This is a genomic window from Actinophytocola sp. (genome assembly GCF_035634895.1).
Taxonomy (GTDB): domain Bacteria; phylum Actinomycetota; class Actinomycetes; order Mycobacteriales; family Pseudonocardiaceae; genus Actinophytocola.
Window position 1 is genome coordinate 1 of the sequence record NZ_DASQCC010000181.1, and the last position, 20,968, is coordinate 20,968.

Annotated in this window: 21 protein-coding genes and 1 pseudogene; 12 read left to right on the top strand and 10 right to left on the bottom strand. The window is 69.8% G+C overall.

The window, feature by feature from the left end; translation table 11 throughout:
- Positions 1-1,007: CCA tRNA nucleotidyltransferase (locus VET29_RS26495; protein WP_324925211.1), on the bottom strand; the 1,007-nt coding region annotated here is incomplete at its 3' end.
- Positions 1,008-1,136: 129 nt separating this feature from the next.
- Between VET29_RS26495 and VET29_RS26500 the strand changes: the two genes are divergently transcribed.
- From VET29_RS26500 to VET29_RS26540, 9 genes are all read left to right on the top strand, one after another.
- Positions 1,137-1,670: an NUDIX hydrolase gene (locus VET29_RS26500; protein ID WP_324925213.1), complete on the top strand. Its 534-nt coding sequence runs from the start codon at positions 1,137-1,139 to the stop codon at positions 1,668-1,670.
- Positions 1,671-1,673: 3 nt separating this feature from the next.
- Positions 1,674-3,926: a DUF6049 family protein gene (locus VET29_RS26505; protein WP_324925215.1), complete on the top strand. Its 2,253-nt coding sequence runs from the start codon at positions 1,674-1,676 to the stop codon at positions 3,924-3,926.
- Entirely contained in the window at positions 3,913-5,574 is a 1,662-nt protein-coding gene (gene murJ / locus VET29_RS26510) for a murein biosynthesis integral membrane protein MurJ (RefSeq protein ID WP_414636610.1), read from the top strand. Before VET29_RS26505 ends, murJ begins: the two co-directional genes overlap by 14 nt.
- A 106-nt stretch (positions 5,575-5,680) precedes the next feature.
- The gene (locus VET29_RS26515; protein WP_324925217.1) at positions 5,681-7,249 is read left to right on the top strand and encodes a protein kinase family protein; all 1,569 of its coding nucleotides are present in this window, start codon (positions 5,681-5,683) and stop codon (positions 7,247-7,249) included.
- Between the two features lie 89 nt (positions 7,250-7,338).
- Positions 7,339-7,965, top strand: coding sequence for an RNA polymerase sigma factor SigM (gene sigM / locus VET29_RS26520; RefSeq protein WP_324925219.1), 627 nt, complete (start codon positions 7,339-7,341; stop codon positions 7,963-7,965).
- Positions 7,962-8,750 carry a hypothetical protein gene (locus VET29_RS26525; protein ID WP_324925221.1) on the top strand — a complete coding sequence of 263 codons (789 nt, stop codon included), beginning with the start codon at positions 7,962-7,964 and terminating at the stop codon, positions 8,748-8,750. The genes sigM and VET29_RS26525 overlap by 4 nt, the downstream gene beginning before the upstream one ends.
- A 160-nt stretch (positions 8,751-8,910) precedes the next feature.
- Positions 8,911-9,900, top strand: coding sequence for a thioredoxin-disulfide reductase (trxB, locus tag VET29_RS26530; RefSeq protein ID WP_324925223.1), 990 nt, complete (start codon positions 8,911-8,913; stop codon positions 9,898-9,900).
- Between the two features lie 40 nt (positions 9,901-9,940).
- Positions 9,941-10,270, top strand: coding sequence for a thioredoxin (gene trxA, locus VET29_RS26535; RefSeq protein ID WP_324925225.1), 330 nt, complete (start codon positions 9,941-9,943; stop codon positions 10,268-10,270).
- A 187-nt stretch (positions 10,271-10,457) separates the two neighbouring features.
- Positions 10,458-11,597, top strand: a complete 1,140-nt coding sequence (locus tag VET29_RS26540) for an N-acetylmuramoyl-L-alanine amidase (protein WP_324925227.1) — start codon at positions 10,458-10,460, stop codon at positions 11,595-11,597.
- A gap of 83 nt (positions 11,598-11,680) precedes the next feature.
- On the opposite strand, the gene VET29_RS26545 is transcribed toward VET29_RS26540, so the two are convergent.
- Entirely contained in the window at positions 11,681-12,307 is a 627-nt protein-coding gene (locus VET29_RS26545; RefSeq protein WP_324925228.1) for a GNAT family N-acetyltransferase, read from the bottom strand.
- Between the two features lie 144 nt (positions 12,308-12,451).
- On the opposite strand from VET29_RS26545, the gene VET29_RS26550 reads away from it, so the two are divergent.
- Both VET29_RS26550 and VET29_RS26555 read left to right on the top strand, forming a co-directional pair.
- Positions 12,452-13,759 (top strand): PLP-dependent aminotransferase family protein, encoded by a 1,308-nt coding sequence (locus VET29_RS26550; RefSeq protein WP_324925230.1) that lies wholly within the window; start codon positions 12,452-12,454, stop codon positions 13,757-13,759.
- 72 nt (positions 13,760-13,831) lie between these two features.
- Positions 13,832-14,782: a D-alanine--D-alanine ligase gene (locus VET29_RS26555; RefSeq protein ID WP_324925232.1), complete on the top strand. Its 951-nt coding sequence runs from the start codon at positions 13,832-13,834 to the stop codon at positions 14,780-14,782.
- 54 nt (positions 14,783-14,836) lie between these two features.
- Here the strand turns inward: VET29_RS26555 and VET29_RS26560 are convergent, their stop codons facing one another.
- The 8 genes from VET29_RS26560 to rpmH form a co-directional block, all read right to left on the bottom strand.
- Positions 14,837-15,817 carry a ParB/RepB/Spo0J family partition protein gene (locus VET29_RS26560; RefSeq protein ID WP_324925234.1) on the bottom strand — a complete coding sequence of 327 codons (981 nt, stop codon included), beginning with the start codon at positions 15,815-15,817 and terminating at the stop codon, positions 14,837-14,839.
- 11 nt (positions 15,818-15,828) lie between these two features.
- A complete protein-coding gene (locus VET29_RS26565) occupies positions 15,829-16,728 on the bottom strand; it encodes an AAA family ATPase (RefSeq protein WP_324925250.1) in 900 nt (299 codons plus the stop codon).
- A 113-nt stretch (positions 16,729-16,841) separates the two neighbouring features.
- Positions 16,842-17,531 (bottom strand): 16S rRNA (guanine(527)-N(7))-methyltransferase RsmG, encoded by a 690-nt coding sequence (gene rsmG, locus VET29_RS26570; RefSeq protein WP_324925236.1) that lies wholly within the window; start codon positions 17,529-17,531, stop codon positions 16,842-16,844.
- 31 nt (positions 17,532-17,562) lie between these two features.
- The gene (locus VET29_RS26575; protein ID WP_324925238.1) at positions 17,563-18,138 is read right to left on the bottom strand and encodes a protein jag; all 576 of its coding nucleotides are present in this window, start codon (positions 18,136-18,138) and stop codon (positions 17,563-17,565) included.
- A 29-nt stretch (positions 18,139-18,167) separates the two neighbouring features.
- Entirely contained in the window at positions 18,168-19,301 is a 1,134-nt protein-coding gene (gene yidC / locus VET29_RS26580) for a membrane protein insertase YidC (RefSeq protein ID WP_324925240.1), read from the bottom strand.
- Positions 19,302-19,307: 6 nt separating this feature from the next.
- On the bottom strand, positions 19,308-19,652 hold the full coding sequence (gene yidD / locus VET29_RS26585; protein ID WP_324925242.1) for a membrane protein insertion efficiency factor YidD: 345 nt from the start codon (positions 19,650-19,652) through the stop codon (positions 19,308-19,310).
- Positions 19,649-20,095 (bottom strand): ribonuclease P protein component, encoded by a 447-nt coding sequence (gene rnpA, locus VET29_RS26590; protein WP_324925244.1) that lies wholly within the window; start codon positions 20,093-20,095, stop codon positions 19,649-19,651. The genes yidD and rnpA overlap by 4 nt, the downstream gene beginning before the upstream one ends.
- Positions 20,096-20,099: 4 nt before the next feature.
- Entirely contained in the window at positions 20,100-20,237 is a 138-nt protein-coding gene (rpmH, locus tag VET29_RS26595) for a 50S ribosomal protein L34 (RefSeq protein WP_324925246.1), read from the bottom strand.
- A gap of 479 nt (positions 20,238-20,716) precedes the next feature.
- Between rpmH and VET29_RS26600 the strand changes: the two are divergent.
- Positions 20,717-20,968, top strand: a pseudogene (locus VET29_RS26600) (chromosomal replication initiation protein DnaA); the annotation flags it as partial.

A 20,968-nucleotide genomic window follows, 5' to 3' on the forward strand; every position in this document is an offset into this window, starting at 1 on the left:
CCGTGGAACCGCAGGTGGAGGTACACGAGCTGCGCGACCTCCTCGGTGATCTCCTTCGAGTACCGCAGGGTGCGCAAACGCTTGCGGACCATCTTGGCGCCCACGACCTCGTGGTGGTGGAAGCTCACGCCGCCGCCCTCGACGAACCGCCGCGTGGCCGGCTTGCCGATGTCGTGCAGCAGTGCCGCGAGCCGCAGCACGAGGTCCGGCTCGGTGCCCGGCTCCTCCAGGTCGATCGCCTGGTCGAGCACCACGAGCGAGTGCTGGTAGACGTCCTTGTGCTGGTGGTGCTCGTCGATCTCCAGCCGCATGGCCGGCACCTCGGGCAGCACGTGGTCGGCCAGGCCGGTGTCGACCATCAGCTCCAGCCCGCGCCGCGGGAACCGGCCGCACAGCAGCTTGGACAGTTCGACCTGGATCCGCTCCGCGGTGATCCGCTCGATCTCACCGGACATCTCGCGGATCGCCGCGAGCACCCGGGGCGCGACCTCGAAGCCCAGCTGGCTCACGAACCGGACCGCGCGCATCATCCGCAGCGGGTCGTCGGCGAAGGACTCCTGCGGCGTCGCCGGCGTGTCCAGGACTCGCTTCTTCAGTGCCCCGCGCCCGTTGTACGGGTCGACGAACGTCCTGGTCGCCAGGTCGATGGCCATCGCGTTGACCGTGAAGTCCCGCCGGAGGAGGTCCCGCTCGATGGAGTCGCCGAACTCGACCTCCGGGTTGCGGGTCGTCCGGTCGTAGGAGTCGGACCGGTACGTGGTGATCTCCACCGTCGTGCCGCGCTTGGTCGCGCCCAACGTGCCGAACGCGATGCCGGTGTCCCAGATGGCGTCCGCCCAGCCCGTCAGCAGCTCACGCACCCGCTCCGGCCGCGCGTCGGTGGCGAAGTCGAGGTCGTTGCCGAGCCGGTCCATGAGCGCGTCCCGGACCGTGCCGCCCACGAGGAACAACTGGTGGCCGGCTTCGGCGAACCGGGAGGCGAGCTCTGCACCGATGTCGGAGGCCACGGGGAAGCGCACCTTCCCCTCCGTTTCAGGGTCTCGGACGTCAACAGTCTGGGTGTCGGACACGATGAACCAGCGTAACTGCACCTGATCGGGCAACCAGGACGCCATACCCGCATTACGATCGCGAACATGCCCCAGTCGTCCGGCAGGTCGCGCGGCGCCCGAACCGGACGCCGCGGCAGGCGACGCGGCCGCAGGATGGCGGCCGTCGACGAGACCTCGGCCGGCGGCGTGGTGATCAACTTCGCCAGGGACAAGGTCGTGCTGATCGGACGGCTGGACCGCCGCGGCCGCCTGCTCTGGTCGCTGCCGAAAGGCCACATCGAGGAGGGTGAGACACCCGAGCAGACCGCCGTGCGGGAGGTCGGGGAAGAGACCGGCATCGTCGGCGAGATAATTCGGCCGCTAGGCACCATCGACTACTGGTTCGTCGCGGAGCGCCGAAGGATCCACAAGACCGTGCACCACTTCCTGATGGAGGAGCGCGGCGGCGACCTGTCCGACGAGGACGTCGAGGTGACCGAGGTCGACTGGGTCGCCCTGGAGGAGCTGGAGGACAGGCTTGCCTACGCGGATGAGCGTCGCCTGGTCCGCAAGGCGCTGGAGCTGCTCGAGGTCACAGGTGGCAAGGAAGACCTTCCCGTAGAGGCTGATGGGGGCTGAACCATGATGCGCGGCCGGCGGCTCGGTGCCGCACTGATCGCGTCCACGCTGCTGGGCCTGTCGGCGCCGCTGACGGCCGCGCCACCGGCCCTGGCTCAGCAACCCGTCGGGCAGCCGGTGGCACCGGTCGCCGGCGCGCCGGCGCTCATCGACCTCGACGTGGACAGCCTGTCACCGCGGGTGGTCACGTCGGCCACCCAGACGATCACGATCAAGGGCAAGGTCACCAACACGGGTGACCGGCGACTCGACCAGGTCACCGTCCGCCTCCAGCGGGGCAACGCCGTCGCCTCCGACCGGGAGCTGCGCGACATCAAGAACCAGGAGACCAACTTCGCCGGCCCGTTCCAGGAGGTCAGCAAGCGGCTGGAGCCCGGCGACAGCACCGAGTTCACGGTCGGCATCCCGGTGAGCGGGCCCAACCGGACCACCCTGTCGATCGGCGAGCCCGGCGTGTACCCGCTGCTGGTGAACGTGAACGGCCGCCCGGACTACAGCGGGGCGGCCCGCCTGGGCGCCGTGTCGATAGCGCTGCCGGTCCTGTCGGTGCCCGGCGGCCCGGCGGCAGGCCCGAAGTCCGACCCGCCGGTGGTCACCATGCTGTGGCCGCTGCTCGACGAGAAGCCCCGCCAGCTGGCCGCCACCGACGGCGTCACGGTGCTCGCCGACGACGAGCTGTCCGACTCGCTCGCCGCGGGCGGCCGCCTGTTCAACCTGCTCAAGTCGGTCAGCACGGCGGCCGAGTCGAACAGCGAGCTGCTGCGGTCGATCTGCTTCGCGGTCGACCCGGACCTGCTGCAGACCGTGTCGAACATGGCGAAGGGCTACCAGGTGCGGACCACGTCCGGCCAGCTCGTGGCCGGCAAGGGCAGGCAGGCGGCCACCGACTGGCTGGCCCAGGTCCAGGACCTGACCAACGGGCACTGCGTGATCGCCGTGCCGTACGCGGACGCCGACCTCGTCGCCCTGTCCCGCGCCGGCTCCACCGACCTCGCGCAGCTCGCGCTCACCAGCTCGTCGATCGTCAAGAGCGCGCTGGCGATCCAGCCGCTGGAAGGGGTCTACTGGCCGGCGGGCGGCACGTTCGACCAGCCCACGCTGATCGACCTGGCGAACGTCGGCGACGCGACGGTGCTGGTCGACCCCGCGCACCTGGAGGACGTCGACGGCAGCGCGCCGTACGTGCTCAACACGCAGACCGCCCACCCCGTCCGCGCCCTGCCGGTCGACTCACTGGTCTCCGACGCGCTCGCGAGCCCGACGACCAGCACGCCCGCCCCCGTCGCCGACACCGGCGGCTCGGTGCAGAACGGGCTGGCCGCGCTCGTCTACCGCGCGGCGTTCGACCAGCGGGCCGGCGGCCAGGTGCTGATCGCGCCGCCGCGCCGCTGGCTCGCCTCCGGCGAGGAGCTGACCCAGTTCCTGGAGCTGGCCGGGGAGCTGTTCGACAGGGGCTTCACCAGCCCGCGGTCGCTCGACCAGACGGTCACCGCACCGAACGGCGGCGCCGCGCGGGCACTCTCCTTCTCCCCGAGCGACAGCGCGCAGGAGATCCCCCCGCAGGTCACCGCCCAGGTGATGCGGATCAACTCCACCCGGCGCGACCTGCTCGACTCGATGGCCGACGACAACACGAACAAGACCAACCCGAACCAGCTGCTCGCACCCATCCAGTACGGCCTGCTGCGGGGCGTGTCGACGGCCTGGCGCGGCCACGTCCAGGACGCGACCACCACGGTCGACTACGTGGACGGCCGGCTCGACGCGCTGCGGGACCTCGTCGTGGTCACCAACCCGGGACGGCCGCTCTCGCTCGCGTCCGGGGACAGCCCGATCCCGGTCAGGATCTACAACGGGCTGCCGGTGACGATCGTGGTGCGGATCAGCCTGAGCCCGGTGCCCGGCCTGCGTGTGGAGCCGATCCAGGACGTCCGGATCCCGCCGGGCGGCTCGGCGCCGCGGTACATTCCCGCCGAGGTGAGCCGCTCCGGCCGGTTCAGCGTCGACGTCCAGCTGACCACGCCGGGGGGAACATCCGTCGGTGAACCGGTCCGGCTGGAGCTCAACTCGAGCTCGTACGGCATCATCAGCGTCGCCGTCACCGGTACCGCGGGCGCGGTGCTCGTGCTGCTGGTCGGCTTCCGGATCTTCCGCCGGGTCAGGGCGGCGCGGGCCGATGAGGCCAAGGTGGCAACGGGCTCGGGTGAGGAGATCGTGGAGCGGAGCTTGCGGAGCGATCATCATGACGACTCGTAGCAGCGGCACGACCCAGGCTCTGTCCATGGAAGGGCACGCGCAGCCGAAGCAACCGTCGCTCGCCAAGGCGAGCGGCTCGATGGCGATCGCGACGCTCGTCAGCCGGATCACCGGGTTCCTGTGGAAGATCCAGCTCGCCTGGGTCGCCGGCCTGACGGTCGTCAACGACTCCTTCACCGTGGCCAACACGCTGCCGAACATCGTCTACGAGCTGCTGCTCGGCGGCGTGCTCGCGAGCGTGGTCGTGCCGCTGCTGGTCCGCGCACAGGACGACCCGGACGGCGGCCGCGCCTACACGAACCGGCTGCTGACCGTCGGCATGACGCTGCTGCTGGCCGGCACCGCCGTCGCCGTCGCGCTGGCGCCCCTGTTCACCCGGCTGTACATGGACGACTCGACCGGCCAGGCCAACGCCCACCTGGCCACCGCCTTCGCCTACCTGCTGCTGCCGGAGATCGTCTTCTACGGGCTCTTCGCGTTGCTTTCCGCGATCCTGCAGGCCAAGCACGTGTTCGGACCGACGGCGTGGGCGCCGGTGATCAACAACGTGGTCATCATGGCGACCATCGGCGTCTACGCGGTCGTGCCCGGCGAGATCTCGCTCAACCCGGTCCGCATGGGCGACGTCAAGCTCCTGGTCCTCGGCGTCGGCGCGACCGCGGGCATCGCCGTGCAGGCACTCGTGCTGCTGCCGGCACTGCGCCGCACGGGGTTCCGGTTCCGGTGGAACTGGGGGATCGACTCGCGGCTCAAGGAGTTCGGCGGGCTCGCCCTGTGGATCCTCGGCTACGTCGCGATCAGCCAGATCGGCATGGTGATCACCACCAGGGTGCTCACCGCGGGCGCGGCGGGCGGCGCGGCGATCTACTCGAACGCGTGGCTGCTGTTCCAGCTGCCGTACGGCGTGATCGGGGTGTCGCTGCTGACCGCGATCATGCCCCGGCTGTCGCGCGCGGCGGCCGACGGCGACACGGGGAAGCTGATCGACGACCTCTCGCTCGGCAGCCGGCTGTCCACGGTCATGCTGGTGCCGCTGTCCGCGGTGCTGACGATCGCGGGCTCGGCCATCGGCGTGGCCCTCTTCGGCGTCGGCAAGGCCACCCTCGCCGACGCGGAGCGGCTCGGCGTGGCGCTCGCGTTCTCGGCGTTCGGGATCCTGCCGTACGCCCTGGTCATGCTCCAGCTGCGGGTGTTCTACGCGATGAAGGACGCACGCACGCCGACGCTGATCATGATCGTGATGACCGCGGTGAAGATCCCGCTGATGTACCTGGTCGCCGCCCGCCTCCAGCCGGAGGACGTGGTGATCGGCGTGATGCTGGTCAACGCGCTCTCGTTCGTGGTCGGCGCGGTGCTCGGCCAGATGTGGCTGTGGGTCCGGCTGGGCCGGTTGCAGAGCATGCGGGTGGTCAAGGTGATCCTGCAGACGATCGTGGCCGGGGCCGCCGGCGTCGCGGTCGCGGTGGGTGCCACCATGTTGCTGCACCTGGTCCTGCCGGGCACCGGCCCGCGCATCGAGGCGTGGCTGGACATGGTCGTGCAGGGACTGGTGACGACAGTGGTCGCGTTCGGCCTGCTCGCGGTGTTCAGAGTGCCCGAGCTGCAGCCGGCCGTCACACGAATCAGTCGCCTGGTCCGCCGCGGGTAGACCGCAACGACGGGTAGAACCGGTGCGAGTCACGTAGGCTCGGACTGACGGGGAAGCACGATGTGGCCGCCTTGGGGGCTGTTGGGACTCTGGCGGGGAGAGAGCAGTGGTCACCAAACGAACCGAGTCACTGACCGGCGAGTTGACCGGCGAGTTGACCCCCGGCGGCGAGCCCGGCGGGGATGGCTTCCTGCTGCCGGGAGCCGTCATCGGCGACGGCCGGTACCGGCTGCTCGCCCAGTTCGGACACGACCTGCGGGCCGACGCCCACCTGTGGCGGGCCCGCGACGGCCAGCTGCGCCGCGACGTCGCGCTGACCGTGCTGGTCGGCGATCCCACCAACGGACCGAAGGCCCAGGCCGCGCGCCGCACGCTCGAACGGGCCGCGCACGCCGCCGCGTTCAACCACCCGGCCACCGCCCGCGTGCTCGACGTGCTGAGCCTCGGCAACGGCGTCTCGCCGGGTGAGGGCCTGCTCGGCATCATCGTGGCGGGCTGGTCGGTCGGCACCGACCTGACCGACCTCATCGCCGAGCACCCCCTGCCGGCCGCCAACGCGGCCCGGCTCCTCGAACCACTCGCCTCGGCCGTCGAGCGTGCCCACCACGCCGGCCTGGTCCTTGGCGTCGACCACCCCCAGCGCATCCGGGTCACGCCGGAGGGCCTGCTGCGGTTCGCGTTCCCCGGTCCGCTGCCCGAGGCCGTGCCGCGCGACGACGTCAAGGGCCTCGGCGCGATCCTGTACCTGCTGCTCACCGGCCGCTGGCCGCTGCCGGGCGGGCCGGCGGCCATCCCGACCGCGCCGGTCACGCCGGACGGCTCGATCGTGCCGCCGAACGTGCTGTCCGGGTACATCCCGGCGGACCTGTCCACGGTCGCGATCCGCAGCCTCGAGGACACCCAGATCGGCGGCATCCACACCAGCGGGACGCTGCTCGCGATCCTGGAGCAGGCGGCGGAGTCGGCCGAGCGGACGGAGTTCCTCGGCCCGGTGTCCCGCCCGGTCGGCGACGAGGAGACCGAGGCGGTGTGGACCACCCGTCCACCCGTGCGGGACCGCAACCGTCGCCGCAAGCTCGCCATCGGCGTCACCGCGCTCGCCATCGCCGTGGTCGGCATCCTGGCCTGGCTGGGCACCATGCTGATCAGCTTCTTCGGCGACGACGGCGGCAACGCCGGCGACACGGTCGTGGTGGAGCAGCCGACGTCGGACGGGGAGAAGCCGCCCCCGGCGCCGAAGCCGGCCGGCCCGATCGAGCCGGCGAGCATCGAGGTCTACAACGTCGCCGGCACGCCGGACAACCCACGCCGTGCGGGCTTCTCGACCGACGGCGACCCGGGCACCGAATGGCGGACCGACACCTACAAGCAGCAGTTCCCCGCGCTCAAGCCCGGCGTCGGCCTGATGGCGTCGTTCGCGGAGTCGGTGCGGTTCGCCTCGGTCGTGATCGACTCGTCGAGCCCGAACACGGTGGTGCAGATCCGCACGTCGCCGTCGCCGAACCCGAAGCTGGAGGAGACCAAGGTCATCGGCGAGGCCGCGCTGCAGGGCGGCAAGACGGAGATCAGGCTGAACAGCGCCGAGCCGACCCAGTACATCCTCGTGTGGGTCACCAAGCTCGGGGAAGGCAACCGGACCTCCGTCGGCGAGCTGGAGTTCATCCGCGCGCAGTGACGATCTTCGCGACGCCGAGCACCGCGTCTGTCACACGTGTCAAGGCCCACACCGCGAATGGGTGAAACGATGCCCGATATCCTCTCCTCGTGACCACCGCTGCCAGCTCGGACGCCGACCTCATCGCGGCCCATGCCGCGGGGGACCCGCGTGCCTTCGGGGAGTTGGTCCGCCGGCACCGGGATCGGATGTGGGCGGTCGCCCTACGCACCCTGCGTGATCCGGAAGAGGCCTCCGACGCGTTGCAGGAGGCCTTCATCTCCGCGTTCCGCGCGGCCGGCTCGTTCCGGGCCGAGTCGCAGGTGACCACGTGGCTGCACCGGATCGTGGTCAACGCCTGCCTCGACCGGGTACGACGCCGTCAGGCCAGGCCGACTGTGCCGCTGCCCGAGACCGGGCCGGGCGAGCCCGTCGCGCCCCGTGACTCGATGTCCGAGCGGGAGACGCACCTGGTCGTGCGCACGGCGCTCAACCAGCTGTCGGAGGACCAGCGCGTGCCGATCGTGCTGGTCGACGTGGAGGGCTACTCCGTGGCCGAGACGGCCAGGATGCTCGGGATCGCCGAGGGCACGGTGAAGAGCCGGTGCGCGCGAGGCAGGGCGAAGTTGGCCAAAGTTCTCGGGCACTTACGGAACCCCGATGCAGATGCGAACGTCCCAGATGGCGCAGTTGACCGGCGAGACGTGCCAGCACGGCGCCATGGGGAGGGACGATGACGGACAGCACCAGAGGGGCGGGGGCCGCACCAGGGCCGCCGTGGTCTGTCGACGTGCTCGCCGACCTGCACGCGGGGGCGCTGGACGCGAGGAGTTCCGCGGCTCTGTGGGCGCAGGTCAACCACGATCCCGAGGCGCAGGCCGTGCTCGCCGCGCTGGACAGCGTCAGGCGGGACCTGGACGCGTTCGGTGACGCGCCGGTCGAGCCGATGCCCGCGCGCTTCGCGGCCCAGCTCGACGCCGCGATCGCCGCGGAGGCGGGCAGGACCCGGCCGGCACCTGAGGTCAAGCAGCAGGGGGTCGCACCGGTCGTCGACATGGCGACGGCGCGTCGACGGCGCAACCGCAGGGCGGGGTGGGCCGCGGGGATACTGACCGCGGCGGCGGCCGCGGCGGCGATCACGTTCGTCGCACTGCCGGGGTCGCAGGAGACGGGCGGCACGCCGGAGGCCGGCGGCACCACGACCTTCCAGCCGGATCCGGGCAACGCCAACCCAAGCGGCGACGAGCCGCCGATCGCCCTCAAGGGCGACGGTGTACCGGCGCCCAGCGCGCTCCTGGGACACAAGGACTACGGGCCGCTGGACGACGAGCAGGGCCTGCAGTCCTGCCTGAGCGGCCTCGGCATCGACGAGAAACAGGTGATGGGCGCTCGCGAGGTCACCCTGGACGGCACCCAGGGCGTCGGCGCGCTCCTCGCGGGTGGCGAGAACGGCCACCGGTACCGGCTGGTGATCGTCGACGCGGGGTGCACGAAGATCATCAGCGACACGTCGCTGGGCTGAGCGGAACACACTGGGCCGCGTGCGGGAACCTGGTTTCCCGCACGCGGCCTCGTTGTGTCCGGATGGGGTGTGGCCGGTCACGCCGCACGGGTGGAACAACAGACACCTACGATCGTGTTACACGAGTGCGCACCAACGAGCGCTCCCCTTCGGAGGTCAGATGTCCGAGAACGTCAGGGACTTGATCATCATCGGGTCCGGTCCGGCCGGCTACACTGCGGCCGTCTACGCGGCCCGAGCCCAGCTCGAACCGCTGGTGTTCGAGGGGACGCAGTACGGCGGCGCGCTGATGACGACCACCGAGGTGGAGAACTACCCGGGGTTCCGCGACGGGATCATGGGCCCGGACCTCATGGAGCAGATGCGGGCGCAGGCCGAGCGGTTCGGCGCCGAGCTCCGGTCCGAGGACGTCGAGGAGGCCGAGCTCGATGGCCCGGTCAAGTACGTGACCGCGAACGGCGTCCGGTACGCGGCCAAGGCGGTCGTGCTCGCGATGGGCGCGGCGGCCCGCTACCTGCACGTGCCCGGTGAGCAGGAGCTGCTCGGGCACGGCGTGTCGGCGTGTGCCACGTGTGACGGCTTCTTCTTCCGTGACCAGGACATCGCCGTGGTCGGTGGCGGTGACTCCGCGATGGAGGAGGCCACGTTCCTCACCAAGTTCGCCCGGTCGGTGACGATCGTGCACCGGCGCCAGGAGTTCCGGGCGTCGAAGATCATGCTCGAGCGGGCGAAGGCGAACGAGAAGATCCACTGGCAGCTCGACTCCGAGGTGCTCGGGGTCGTCGGCGAGGGCAACGTCGCCGGCGTGCGGCTCCGGAACACGGTGACCGGCGAGGAGTCGACGCTGGACGTGACCGGCCTGTTCATGGCCATCGGGCACGACCCGCGCAGTGGGCTCGTCAAGGGCCAGGTCGAGCTGGACGAGGACGGTTACGTCGAGGTGCGCCCGCACACGACCTACACCAACCTGGACGGCGTGTTCGCCGCGGGCGACCTGGTCGACCGCACCTACCGGCAGGCCATCACGGCCGCCGGCTCGGGTTGCGCGGCCGCGATCGACGCCGAACGCTGGCTCGCCGAGCACGGTGAGGCAAAGGCCGAGGTCGCACCGGAACTCGTCGGCGGCGGCTACGCCCCGACCAAGAACTAGCTGAACGAAGCTCAGAAGCGAACATCGTTAAGGAGAGAACATGGCCGGAAACACCGTCGAAGTCACCGACGCCTCGTTCAACGAGGCGGTCCTGCACAGCGACAAGCCGGTGCTGGTGGACTTCTGGGCGACGTGGTGCGGTCCGTGCCGGATGGTCGCGCCGGTGCTCGAGGAGATCGCCGCCGAGCACAAGGACAAGATCACCGTGGCGAAGCTGGACGTGGACGCCAACCCCGCGACCGCGCGGGACTACCAGGTCCTCTCCATCCCCACGCTCATGGTCTTCAAGGGCGGCGAGAAGGTGAAGGAGATCGTCGGGGCGCGCCCGAAGGCGGCCCTGGTGAACGACCTCGCGGACTTCCTGTCCTGAAGCGCAACCGGTACGCGGCGCACACCGTCTAGTGGGTGTGCGCCGCGTCTCTTGCGCGTGACCTGACAGTGACCCTCTGAGCCGAACGGTTCGCGGCAGGGCACAATAGTGGACTAGCAGCCATGCTGCGACAGGAATGGCAAATAAGCGCCGACTCGGGTCGGTGCCCGACCCGAGCGAGGGGTGCATGCGGGTACTCCGCCGCGGTGACCAGGGACCGGCTGCAGCCGAGGTTCGCGCGACCCTCGCAGGGCTTGGTCTCCTCCCTGCCGACCCGCAGGCGCCGCCGGTCTTCGACGTGGCCGTGGAGCAGGCGGTGCGTGCGTTCCAGCAGCAGCGCGGCCTGATCACCGACGGTCTGGTCGGTCCGGCAACCTACCGCGCACTGAAGGACGCCACCTACCAGCTCGGCGCCCGTCCGCTCGCGTACCTGGTGTCGTCGCCGGTCAGCGGCGACGACGTGCTGGCGCTGCAGGAGCGGCTGTTGGAGCTCGGCTACGACGTCGGTCGCGCCAACGGCGTGTTCGCCGCGCAGACCGAGGTCGGGCTGCGGACGTTCCAACGTGACTACGGCCTGACCGTGGACGGCATCTGCGGCGCCGAGACGGTGCGGGCGCTGCGTCAGCTTTCCCCCCGGGCCCGGGGTGGCTCGCCGGTGTTCCTGCGCGAGCAGGAGCGGGTCCGCCGGGCCGGCCCGCGGTTGCGTGGCAAGCGGATCGTCATCGACCCCGGTCACGGCGGTGGTGACACCGGCGTGTCGGTGGCCGGCATCAACGAGGCCGACCTGGTCTGGGACCTGGCCCGCCGGCTCGAGGGCAAGATGGCCGCGACCGGCATGCAGGCGCTGCTGTCCCGCGGTCCGCACCAGTGCCCGTCGGAGGCCGACCGCGCCCACTTCGCCAACGACGTCGGCGGCGACCTGTTCCTGTCGCTGCATTCGGACGCCAACTCGTCCCCGCTGGCACAGGGTGTGTCGACCTTCCACTTCGGCACGGTCACCGGCAACACGTCGACCATCGGGGAGACGATGGCCGGGTTCATCCAGCGGGAGCTGGTCGTGCGGACCGGCCTGCGGGACTGCCGCACGCACAAGAAGACCTGGGACACCCTGCGCCTCACCAGGTGCCCGGCGGTCCGGGTCGAGATCGGCTACCTGACCAACCACGACGACCGGCGCCGCCTGTCCGACCCGGGGTTCCGGGACGTGGTCGCCGAGGGGATCCTCGTCGCCGTCAAGCGCCTGTACCTGCTCGGCGAGGGTGACCAGCCGACCGGCACGTTCACGTTCGAGGACGTCCTCCGGCACGAGCTGGCCAAGGCCGAGTGAGGCAGCGGCAGAGGCCGCTCGCGGAACAACATCGATGTTTCACATGAAACAGCCCCGGACCTGACGGTTCGGGGCTGTTCTCGCTATCGCTGCAGGACCGGACTCGCCGTGGACACCGAAACGGTGCCCAGGAGCCTCTCCAGCGCCGCCTCGACGTCTTCCTTCCATCCCAGTGCCGAACGCAGCTCCAGGCGCAGACGGGGCCAACGAGGGTGCGGTCTGACGGTCTTGAAGCCGACGCTCAGCAGGAAGTCGGACGGTACGACGCACGAGACCTCCTCGTCCGGCTTCGCGTCGCCGAACGACTCGATGGCCTTCACGCCGCGCCGGGTGAGGTCCTTGGCCACCGCCTGGACGAGCATGCGCCCGAGGCCGCCACGGCGGAACTCGGGCAGCACGTAGAAGCCGGTGAGCAGGACCGCGTCGGGGCTGGGCGGTGAGGTGGGGAACGCCGACGAACGCGGCACGGCCGTCGGCGGCGCGTACAGCACGAACCCGACCGGCAGCTTGTCGCTGTAAACGATGCGGCCACACGAACCCCACTCGAGGAGCACGCTGGAGACCCAGGCCTCCTTCTCGAGCTCCGCGGTGCCGAACTCCTCCGCCTGGTCCTTCAGGTGCGGCGCGAGCTCCCAGTACACACACGACCGGCTGTGTTTGGGGAGATCCTCGAGGTTGTCCAGCGTGACGCCCACGACGCGTCGCGACACCTGACCTCCCACCCTGGGCTCCGGACGAGCCCGACCCACGTGCCCGCCCAGGATACGTCCGTCTACGCCGGGCAGGAACCGGCAAGAGGCGAATATCGGCATGGTTACACTCGATCGATCTATCTAATCGGTCTTGGAGCCCGCATGAGTCAGCTCGAACCGTCAGGAAGCCGCAGTCTGGACCCGCATCTGCGCAGGTACGCCGCCCGCGCCGCCGGGATGACCGCCTCCGAGGTACGAGCTCTCTTCGCCGTGGCAAGCCGGCCCGAGGTGGTCTCGCTGGCCGGTGGCATGCCGAACCTGACCGCCCTGCCGTTGGACACGCTGTCGACCCAGGTCGCGGACCTGATCAGCAAGGACGGCCTGGTCGCACTGCAGTACGGGTCGGCGCACGGCATGCCGGAGCTGCGGGACCAGATCTGCGAGGTCATGTCCCTGGAGGAGATCCGCGCGCACCCGGACGACGTGGTGGTGACCGTCGGCTCGCAGATGGCGCTGGACATGGTCACCCGGATCTTCTGTGATCCCGGTGACGTCGTGCTGGCCGAGGGACCGTCCTACGTCGGCGCGCTCGGCACGTTCGCCGCCTACCAGGCCGACGTCGTGCACGTCGCGATGGACGACGACGGGCTGGTCCCCGAGGCGCTGCGCCAGGCGCTCGCGTCCCTGGAGGCGGCCAACCGCCCGGTCAAGTTCCTGTACACGATCCCGAACTTCCACAACCCCGCCGGCGTCACGATGGCCGTCGCGCGGCGGGCGGAGATCCTGGAGATCTGCCGGTCCCACCGGGTGCTGGTGGTCGAGGACAACCCGTACGGGCTGCTCGGCTTCGACGGCCAGACGTACCCGGCGCTGCGGTCCATGGACCCGGACAACGTCGTGTACCTCGGGTCGTTCTCCAAGACGTTCGCCGCCGGTCTGCGGGTCGGCTGGGCGCTGGCGCCACACGCCGTGCGGGAGAAGCTGATGCTGGCCGCCGAGTCGGCCACGCTGTGCCCGCCCGCGCTGAACCAGATGATCGTGTCCCGGTACCTCGCCACGCACGACTGGAAGGGCCAGGTCAAGTCGTTCCAGTCGGCCTACCGGGAGCGACGGGACGCGTTGCTGACCGGGCTGGAGCAGCACATGCCGGCCGGCTGCTCGTGGACCGTGCCCGCGGGTGGCTTCTTCGTGTGGATGACCGTGCCGGAGGGCGTGGACACCAAGGCGATGCTGCCGCGTGCGGTCACCGCGCGGGTGGCGTACGTGTCCGGCACCGGCTTCTACGCGGACGGCTTCGGCTCGCGGCAGATGCGGCTGTCGTTCTGCTACCCGACGCCGGAGCGGATCACCGAGGGCGTGCGCAGGCTCGCGGCCGTGCTCGCCGCCGAGCTGGAGCTGGCGAACACGTTCGGACCGATCAACCAGCGCGCCGGCCGCGGCCCGCAGGTGCCCGGTCCGGATATCGCCTAGCCACAAGGGTTTCACTATCTGTCCACTGTGTACGGTCACGGCGGATGGTCACTTGGTACTGAGGGGTGCGCGTTGTCCGATCTGGCCGTGGCGGTGCTTTCCGGTGGTCTCTCGCACGAGCGGGACGTGTCGCTGCGGTCGGGTCGCCGGCTGTCGGCCGCGCTCCGCTCGGTCGGCCTGACGGTCGACGAGTGGGACGCCGACTCGGCACTGCTGGACCGGCTGCGCACGCACCGGCCCGACGCCGTCGTGGTCGCGCTGCACGGCGTCGAGGGCGAGGGCGGCTCGGTCCAGACCGTGCTGGAGATGCTCGACATCCCGTACGTCGGCGCGGACTCGCATGCCTGCCGCCGCGCGTGGGACAAGCCGACCGCCAAGACCGAGTTGGCCCGCGCCGGGCTCGCGACGCCGGACTGGGTGGTCCTGCCGCACAGCACGTTCCGGGAGCTGGGTGCCAAGCCGGTGCTCGACGCGATGGTCGACAGGCTGGGCCTGCCGATGATGCTGAAGCCGGATCAGAGTGGGTCGGCGCTCGGCGCGCAGGTGGTCCGGGACGCGGCGGACCTGCCGGCCGCGATGGTCGGCTGCCTGGCGTACGGGGAGACCGTGCTCGCCGAGCGGTACATCACCGGCGTCGAGGTGGCGGTCGCGGTCGTCGAGGGCTCGGACGGGCCGGTGGCGTTGCCGGCGGTGGAGATCGAGCCGGAGTCCGGCATCTACGACTACACCGCCCGCTACACCGCCGGGCTCACGAACTTCCACACACCCGCCCGGCTCGACCCGACCGCCGCGGCGACGGTCGCGGAGGTCGCCGTCGCGGCACACCGGTTGCTCGGGTTGCGGGACGTGTCCCGAACGGACGCGATCGTCGCGCCGGACGGGACCGTGTACTTCCTCGAGGTGAACTCGTCGCCGGGACTGACGGAAACCTCGCTCCTGCCGATGGCCGCGGAGGTCGCGGGCCGCTCGCTCGGCGACATCTACGCCGATCTGATCGAGCGAGCGGTCGCTCGCGTTCAGTAGTTGTTGATCAACGGACAGCCATCGTCACCGTGACGTAAGGCCCTGGGGTAATCCTTAAGCCCCGTCACGAGTCTGAATTGTCCCATTTTTCGACATCAATTCGACAATACGTTCGAGATCGTCAACCGACCCGAACTCGACGACAATCTTGCCCTTCCGCTTGCCGAGTTCGACCTTCACGCGCGTGTCGAACGCGTTGGAGAGCCTGTTCGCGACGTCCTGAAGGCCCGGAGCCTGGATCGGCCGGCGGGGTGCGGCCTTCGGCTTCGGCGGCGCCGCGCTCTTGAGGAGCACGACCGCCTCCTCGGTGGCCCGGACGGACATGCCCTCGGCGACGATCCGGGAGGCGAGCTCCTCCTGCTGACCGGCATCCTCCAAGGCGAGCAGCGCGCGGGCGTGCCCGGACGACAGGACGCCGGCAGCGACCCGCCGCTGCACCACGACCGGCAGCTTGAGCAACCGGATCGTGTTGGTTATGACCGGCCGGCTGCGACCGATGCGGGACGCGAGCTCCTCGTGGGTGACCGCGAACTCCTCCAGCAGCTGCTGGTAGGCCGCCGCCTCCTCGAGGGGGTTCAGCTGCACTCGGTGGATGTTCTCCAGCAGAGCGTCCCGCAGCATCGCGTCGTCAGCCGTCTGGCGGACGATGGCCGGGATGTTGGTCAGCTCCGCACGCTGGGCGGCCCGCAACCGGCGCTCGCCCATGACGAGCTCGTACTCGTTGGAACCCAGCTCGCGGACGACGATGGGCTGCATGAGCCCGAACTCGCGAATGGAGTGTTCCAGTTCCGCGAGCGCGTCCTCGTCGAAGACCTGACGAGGCTGTTTCGGGTTGGCCTTGATCTGGCCGACCGGAACCTCGCGGTACACCGCGCCAGCCACGGTGCCACTGGGCGCGGGCGGCGCCTCCGGTGCGGCAGGCTTCGGCCGTGGGGCGGTTGGCAGCTTCATCGGGCCGCTGCCACCGCCGTCGGCCGGCCCCTGCGGAATCAGTGCCGCGAGACCTCGCCCGAGACCACCCTTGCGCTCACTCATGTTGCTGCTCTCTACTCCGCGCTGAACCCGCGCTCAGCCATCTCCCGTGCCGCGTCGAGGTAACTCATCGACCCTCGGGAACCGGGGTCGTACGCCAGCACTGTCTGCCCGAAGCCAGGCGCTTCGGACACCTTCACGCTCCTGGGGATCACAGTACGCAACACCGTGTCGCCGAAGTGCTTCCGGACCTCCGCAGTCACCTGATCGGCGAGCTTGGTCCGCCCGTCGTACATCGTCAGCAGGATCGTCGAGACGTGCAGCCCCGGGTTGAGGTGGTTCTGCACGAGCTCGATGTTGCGCAGTAACTGGGAAAGACCTTCCAGTGCGTAGTACTCACACTGGATCGGGATCAGGACCTCCTCGGCGGCGACCATCGCGTTGACCGTCAGCAGACCGAGCGACGGGGGGCAGTCGATGAGGACGTAGTCCGGGTTCAGCTCGTCCAGCGCACCCGAGGGGAGCGCCTCCTTGAGCCGGGACTCGCGGCTCTCCATCGACACCAGCTCGATCTCCGCACCGGCGAGATCGATAGTCGCGGGCACGCAGTAGAGGTTGGGGGACTGGTCGCTGACCGCCGCGGCGTCGGTCAGCGACACCTCGCCGATCAGCACCTCGTAGATCGACGGCACGCCGGACCGGTGGTCGACGCCGAGCGCGGTACTGGCGTTGCCCTGCGGGTCGAGGTCGATGACGAGCACCTTCAACCCGTGCATGGCGAGGGCGGCCGCGAGGTTCACCGCGCTGGTCGTCTTGCCGACGCCACCCTTCTGGTTGGCCACGGTCATGACCCGGCGACGCGGCGGCCGCGGCAAGCTGTCCTTCGGGTGCAGCATGCGGGTCGCCCGCTCCGCCTCCTCCGCGATGGGCGTCCAGCCGGACACCGCCACGGCGGCTTCCACGTTGTCATGCATGGCGTCGCTCGCGTCGTGAACGTCATGGCGTCCGGTCATCGGTGGCTGCACCTCGCCTCAGAATCGTGCTGTTTCACGTGAAACAATCCTCGCTCCATCATGACGCGCAGAACTCAACGTCGCTGCGCTTGCTTACCCGCGCGTCGCGGTTTTCGCCCGGAGTTGGGCCTCTCGGCCCCGAGACGGGTCACCACGACGATGGTCGTCGGCACCGCGAGCACACCGGTTCCGCACCGCTCGACCACTGGAAGCGAACCACCCGCGCGGGTCACCGCTGAGCCGTCGCGCGCGACTTCCTCGTCGGCACTCTCTCCCTTGAGCGCGACGAGCCGGCCACCCTGCCGGAGCAAGGGGGCGCTCCACTCCCACAGTCGAGCAAGCGGAGCGACCGCCCGCGCTATGACTACATCGGCGCCCACGAGTTGTTGCTTGATGGCCGACTCTTCCGCACGGCCCCGAACCACACTTGCGGACAGCGCAAGAGTATCGACGACTTCGGTCAGCCACGCCACCCGGCGAGCCATTGGTTCCAAAAGAATGACATCAAGATCGGGCCGCGCGATGACAACGGGTATGCCGGGCAACCCCGCGCCCGATCCGAGGTCGACGACACGGGCGTTTTCCGGCATCGCGTCGGCGATGACGGCCGAGTTCAGGATGTGGCGATCCCACAGCCGGTCGACCTCGCGCGGTCCGATCAAACCCCGTTCAACGCCGACGGCGGCGAGCAGTTCAGTGAACCGCACCGCCGCCGTCAGGCTCTCGCCAAAGATATTTGTCGCGGCCTCTGGGGGATGTTTCACGTGAAACAGCCTCGATGGCTCGCTTCGACCGTCATGACTTCGGGAAGACCACGACTCGACGCCGCGGGTCCTCGCCCTCACTCTCGCTGTGCACGCCGTCGATCTGCGCCACGGCGTCGTGCACGACCTTCCGCTCGAACGGCGTCATCGGCTGGAGGCGAACCTTCTCGCCCTCGGCCAACACCTTCTCCGCCGTCGCTCGACCGAGGTCCGCCAGCTCCTCGCGACGGTCCGCACGCCATCCGGCAATGTCGAGCATGAGCCGGCTACGCGTGCCGGTCTCCTGCTGCACTGCCAGCCGGGTCAGCTCCTGCAGCGACTCGAGCACGTTGCCGCGGGGGCCGACCAGCTTCTCCAGATCGTCGCCCCCCTCGATGCTCACGATCGCCCGACCGGCCTCGACATCGAGGTCGATGTCCCCGTCGTAGTCGACGAGGTCCAGTAGCTGCTCGAGGTAGTCCCCAGCGATGTCGCCCTCACGGACGAGGAGGTCCTCGCTCGACGAGGCGTGCTCCGCCTCACCGTTCTGGCTGCCCCCATCAGTGAGCTGTTCCTCGGCGTCGGCACCGACCCCGTCAGCACCCGACTCCTGCACCGTCTCCGGCACGACTTCTCCTCTCCAGGTCCGGCGGCCGCTCAGCGGTTCTTCCGGCCTGTGTTCTTCTTGCGGGAACGGTCTGCGCTCAGACCGGAAACCGTGGAGCCGTCCGCGCTGCCGTTCTCGGCACCGGACGACTTGGCCGCGCCAGCCGCCTTCGGTCGGGCGGTACCTGCTGCCTTGGCGTTGGGCGCCGGCTTCGCACCGGGCTGCGGCTTGTTGGCGGACGCGGGCTTGCGCGCGGTGCCGGCGGCCTTGGCGTTCGGCGCGGGCTTGGCATCCGACGGCGAACTGGTGCCGGCCGCAGGCGCGACGTTCTTCTTGCGGGCCTGGTCCGGCTTGGCGCCCGGCTTCGGCGCGAGGTTGGTCCGCTTCTCGATGGCCGCGACCTTCTTCGCCTCTTCCTCGGCGTCGATCCGCTTGTACACGAACCGCTGCTGCATCAGCGTCCAGAAGTTGTTCGCCAGCCAGTAGAAGAGCAGGCCGATCGGGAAGAAGAAGCCGAACAGCAGCACACCCAGCGGGAAGATGTACATGGTCAGCTTGTTCATGATCGCGGTCTGCGAGGTCGCCGACTCCGGGTTCTGGCGCTGCACCGAGTGGCGCGCGGTCAGATGGGTCAGGGCGCTCGCCAGGATCATCAGCGGAATCGAGACGAGGATGACCGAGGCGCGGTCCGCGTGCATCGAGTCGAGCACGGCCTGCGGCTGCGTGATGAAGTTCGACAGCCGCGCCCCGAACAGGTTCGCGTCGAGGTAGGAGTTCACGCCCTGCTGGTCGAAGCCGTAGTTCTCGGTGTGGCCCGGCGCGAACGAGCGCAGCACGTGAAACAGACCGATGAACACCGGGATCTGCAGGAGCATCGGCAGGCAGCCGCCGACCGGGTTGAACCCGTGCTCGCGCTGGAGCTTCTGCATCTCCTGCGCCTGGCGCTGCCGGTCGTTCGCGTACTTCTTCTGGATCTTCTTCATCTCCGGCGCGACCATCTGCATCTTGCGCATCGACCGGACCTGGTTCACGAACGGCTTGAACAGGATCGCCCGCAGCGACCAGACCAGGAAGATGATGCCGAGCACCCAGGAGATGCCGCTGGACTCGCCGAAGACGAACCCGAACACCTTGTGCCAGAACCAGAGGATCCAGGAGACCGGGAAGTAGATGAAATCGAGCACGAGGCCTTACTCCTTGGCGGCGGGGTGGTGTTCCGGGTCGGCCGGGTCGTTGTCCACGGCCGGCTCTTCGAGGTCAGGGTGGCGGGGTGGTACCGGGTCGTACCCACCGGGGTGCCACGGACCGCAGCGCAACAGCCTGCGCACGGTGAGCCAGGAGCCGCGCAGCGCGCCGTGGGTCGTCAGCGCCTCGACGGCGTACGCGCTACAGCTCGGCTCGAACCGGCAGCTGGGAGGGAGGACCGGCGAGATCCACTGCCGGTAGATGTTGATCGGCACCAGGAGCACCCGCGCCACCGGACCCGGTCGACGCGTCTTGGCGTCCTGGTCCTCGGTGTCGTGCAGGGTGGTCACTTGGCACCGCCGCTAACTGTGTCTGCCGGCCCGCCGTCGCGGCTTCCGAGCCGCAACCGCCGAAGGGCGGCGTCGATGTCGCTCCCGAGATCGGCACTCGCCGCCGAAGCGGCGGGTGGCAGCGCCCGAACGACCAACGTGCAGCCGGGCCGCACGGTTCCCAGGCGATCACGGACCACGTGGCGCAGGCGGCGGACCACCCGGTGGCGGACCACCGAGTTGCCGACCGCCTTGCTCACCACGAACCCGACCCTGGGGACCCCGCCGGACTCGGCGAGTGCCGGGTCGACGCGGTCGAATCCATCAGCGCCCGCGCGAAAGCGAGCGACCTCCTCGGCAGTGATGGCATGCACGACGAGCCTGGGGCGCCCAGCGCGGCGGCCCTTTCTGGTCACGAGCCGAAAGTTGTCGCTACCGGTCAGCCGAGCGGACGCGGGGAGCAAGCGCTCAGGCGGAGAGTTCTTTGCGACCCTTGCGCCGACGAGCCGCGAGGATCGCCCGGCCGGCACGGGTGCGCATGCGCAGGCGGAACCCGTGGGTCTTCGCCCGGCGGCGGTTGTTCGGCTGGAAAGTACGCTTGCTCACGACTGGATCTCCCGATACGGCTCGTCAAAGTTACTGTCCCCGTCGCGGCCTGACGGCGCGCAGGACTCACCCACAACTGACGGGAGACCTTCACAGGGTACGGCACACACTCAGACGGGCATGCATGTGGGTGGAGTCGGCGCAAGTTTGGGAGACCTTTGGGCGACACGCCAAGTATGTTCGGTGCTTGCCTACGCCTGCGTCTTGTGGCATACGCCACGGCTTGTTAGCGTGCGTGCTCTTGGTTGGCCAGGGGAGTGGGAGCCCACTGCGCCGCGGAGATTACGGCGGGGCCTCCGGCGGGTTCCGCTGCGGTACGTCGTACCTTCGTGCACAGTTGTGGACAACCCTGTGGATGCTGCTCACACCCGGGCCGCTTCTGCCGCTCGCCCTCGGCGGGCCGCACCAGGGTGCCGACACAACGAGGGGTAGCGGTGATGGTGCAAGGCCAACGCCATCGAGGGGAGGGGAGCTCGTAGGTGTCCGAGCAGCAGGTGAACCTGAGCGTGGTGTGGGAGCAGGTCGTGCGTGAGTTGTCCGCCGGCACGCTCTCTCCGCAGCAGCGGGCGTGGATGCGGGTGACCCGGCCCATCGGTCTGCTCGACGGCACCGCGTTGCTCGCCGCGCCGAGTGACTTCGCGAAGGACGCGATCGAGCGGGCGCTTCGCGAGCCGATCACCGACGCGCTGTCCCGCCGGCTCGGGCGCGTGGTCTCCCTCGCGGTGAAGGTC

Coding starts and splice junctions, on each gene's coding strand:
- VET29_RS26500 (WP_324925213.1), top strand. CDS start 1,137: ATGCCCCAGTCGTCCGGCAGGTCGCGCGGCGCCCGAACCGGACGCCGC.
- VET29_RS26505 (WP_324925215.1), top strand. CDS start 1,674: ATGATGCGCGGCCGGCGGCTCGGTGCCGCACTGATCGCGTCCACGCTG.
- murJ (WP_414636610.1), top strand. CDS start 3,913: ATGACGACTCGTAGCAGCGGCACGACCCAGGCTCTGTCCATGGAAGGG.
- VET29_RS26525 (WP_324925221.1), top strand. CDS start 7,962: ATGACGGACAGCACCAGAGGGGCGGGGGCCGCACCAGGGCCGCCGTGG.
- trxB (WP_324925223.1), top strand. CDS start 8,911: ATGTCCGAGAACGTCAGGGACTTGATCATCATCGGGTCCGGTCCGGCC.
- trxA (WP_324925225.1), top strand. CDS start 9,941: ATGGCCGGAAACACCGTCGAAGTCACCGACGCCTCGTTCAACGAGGCG.
- VET29_RS26540 (WP_324925227.1), top strand. CDS start 10,458: ATGCGGGTACTCCGCCGCGGTGACCAGGGACCGGCTGCAGCCGAGGTT.
- VET29_RS26550 (WP_324925230.1), top strand. CDS start 12,452: ATGAGTCAGCTCGAACCGTCAGGAAGCCGCAGTCTGGACCCGCATCTG.
- VET29_RS26560 (WP_324925234.1), bottom strand. CDS start 15,817: ATGAGTGAGCGCAAGGGTGGTCTCGGGCGAGGTCTCGCGGCACTGATT.
- VET29_RS26565 (WP_324925250.1), bottom strand. CDS start 16,728: ATGCATGACAACGTGGAAGCCGCCGTGGCGGTGTCCGGCTGGACGCCC.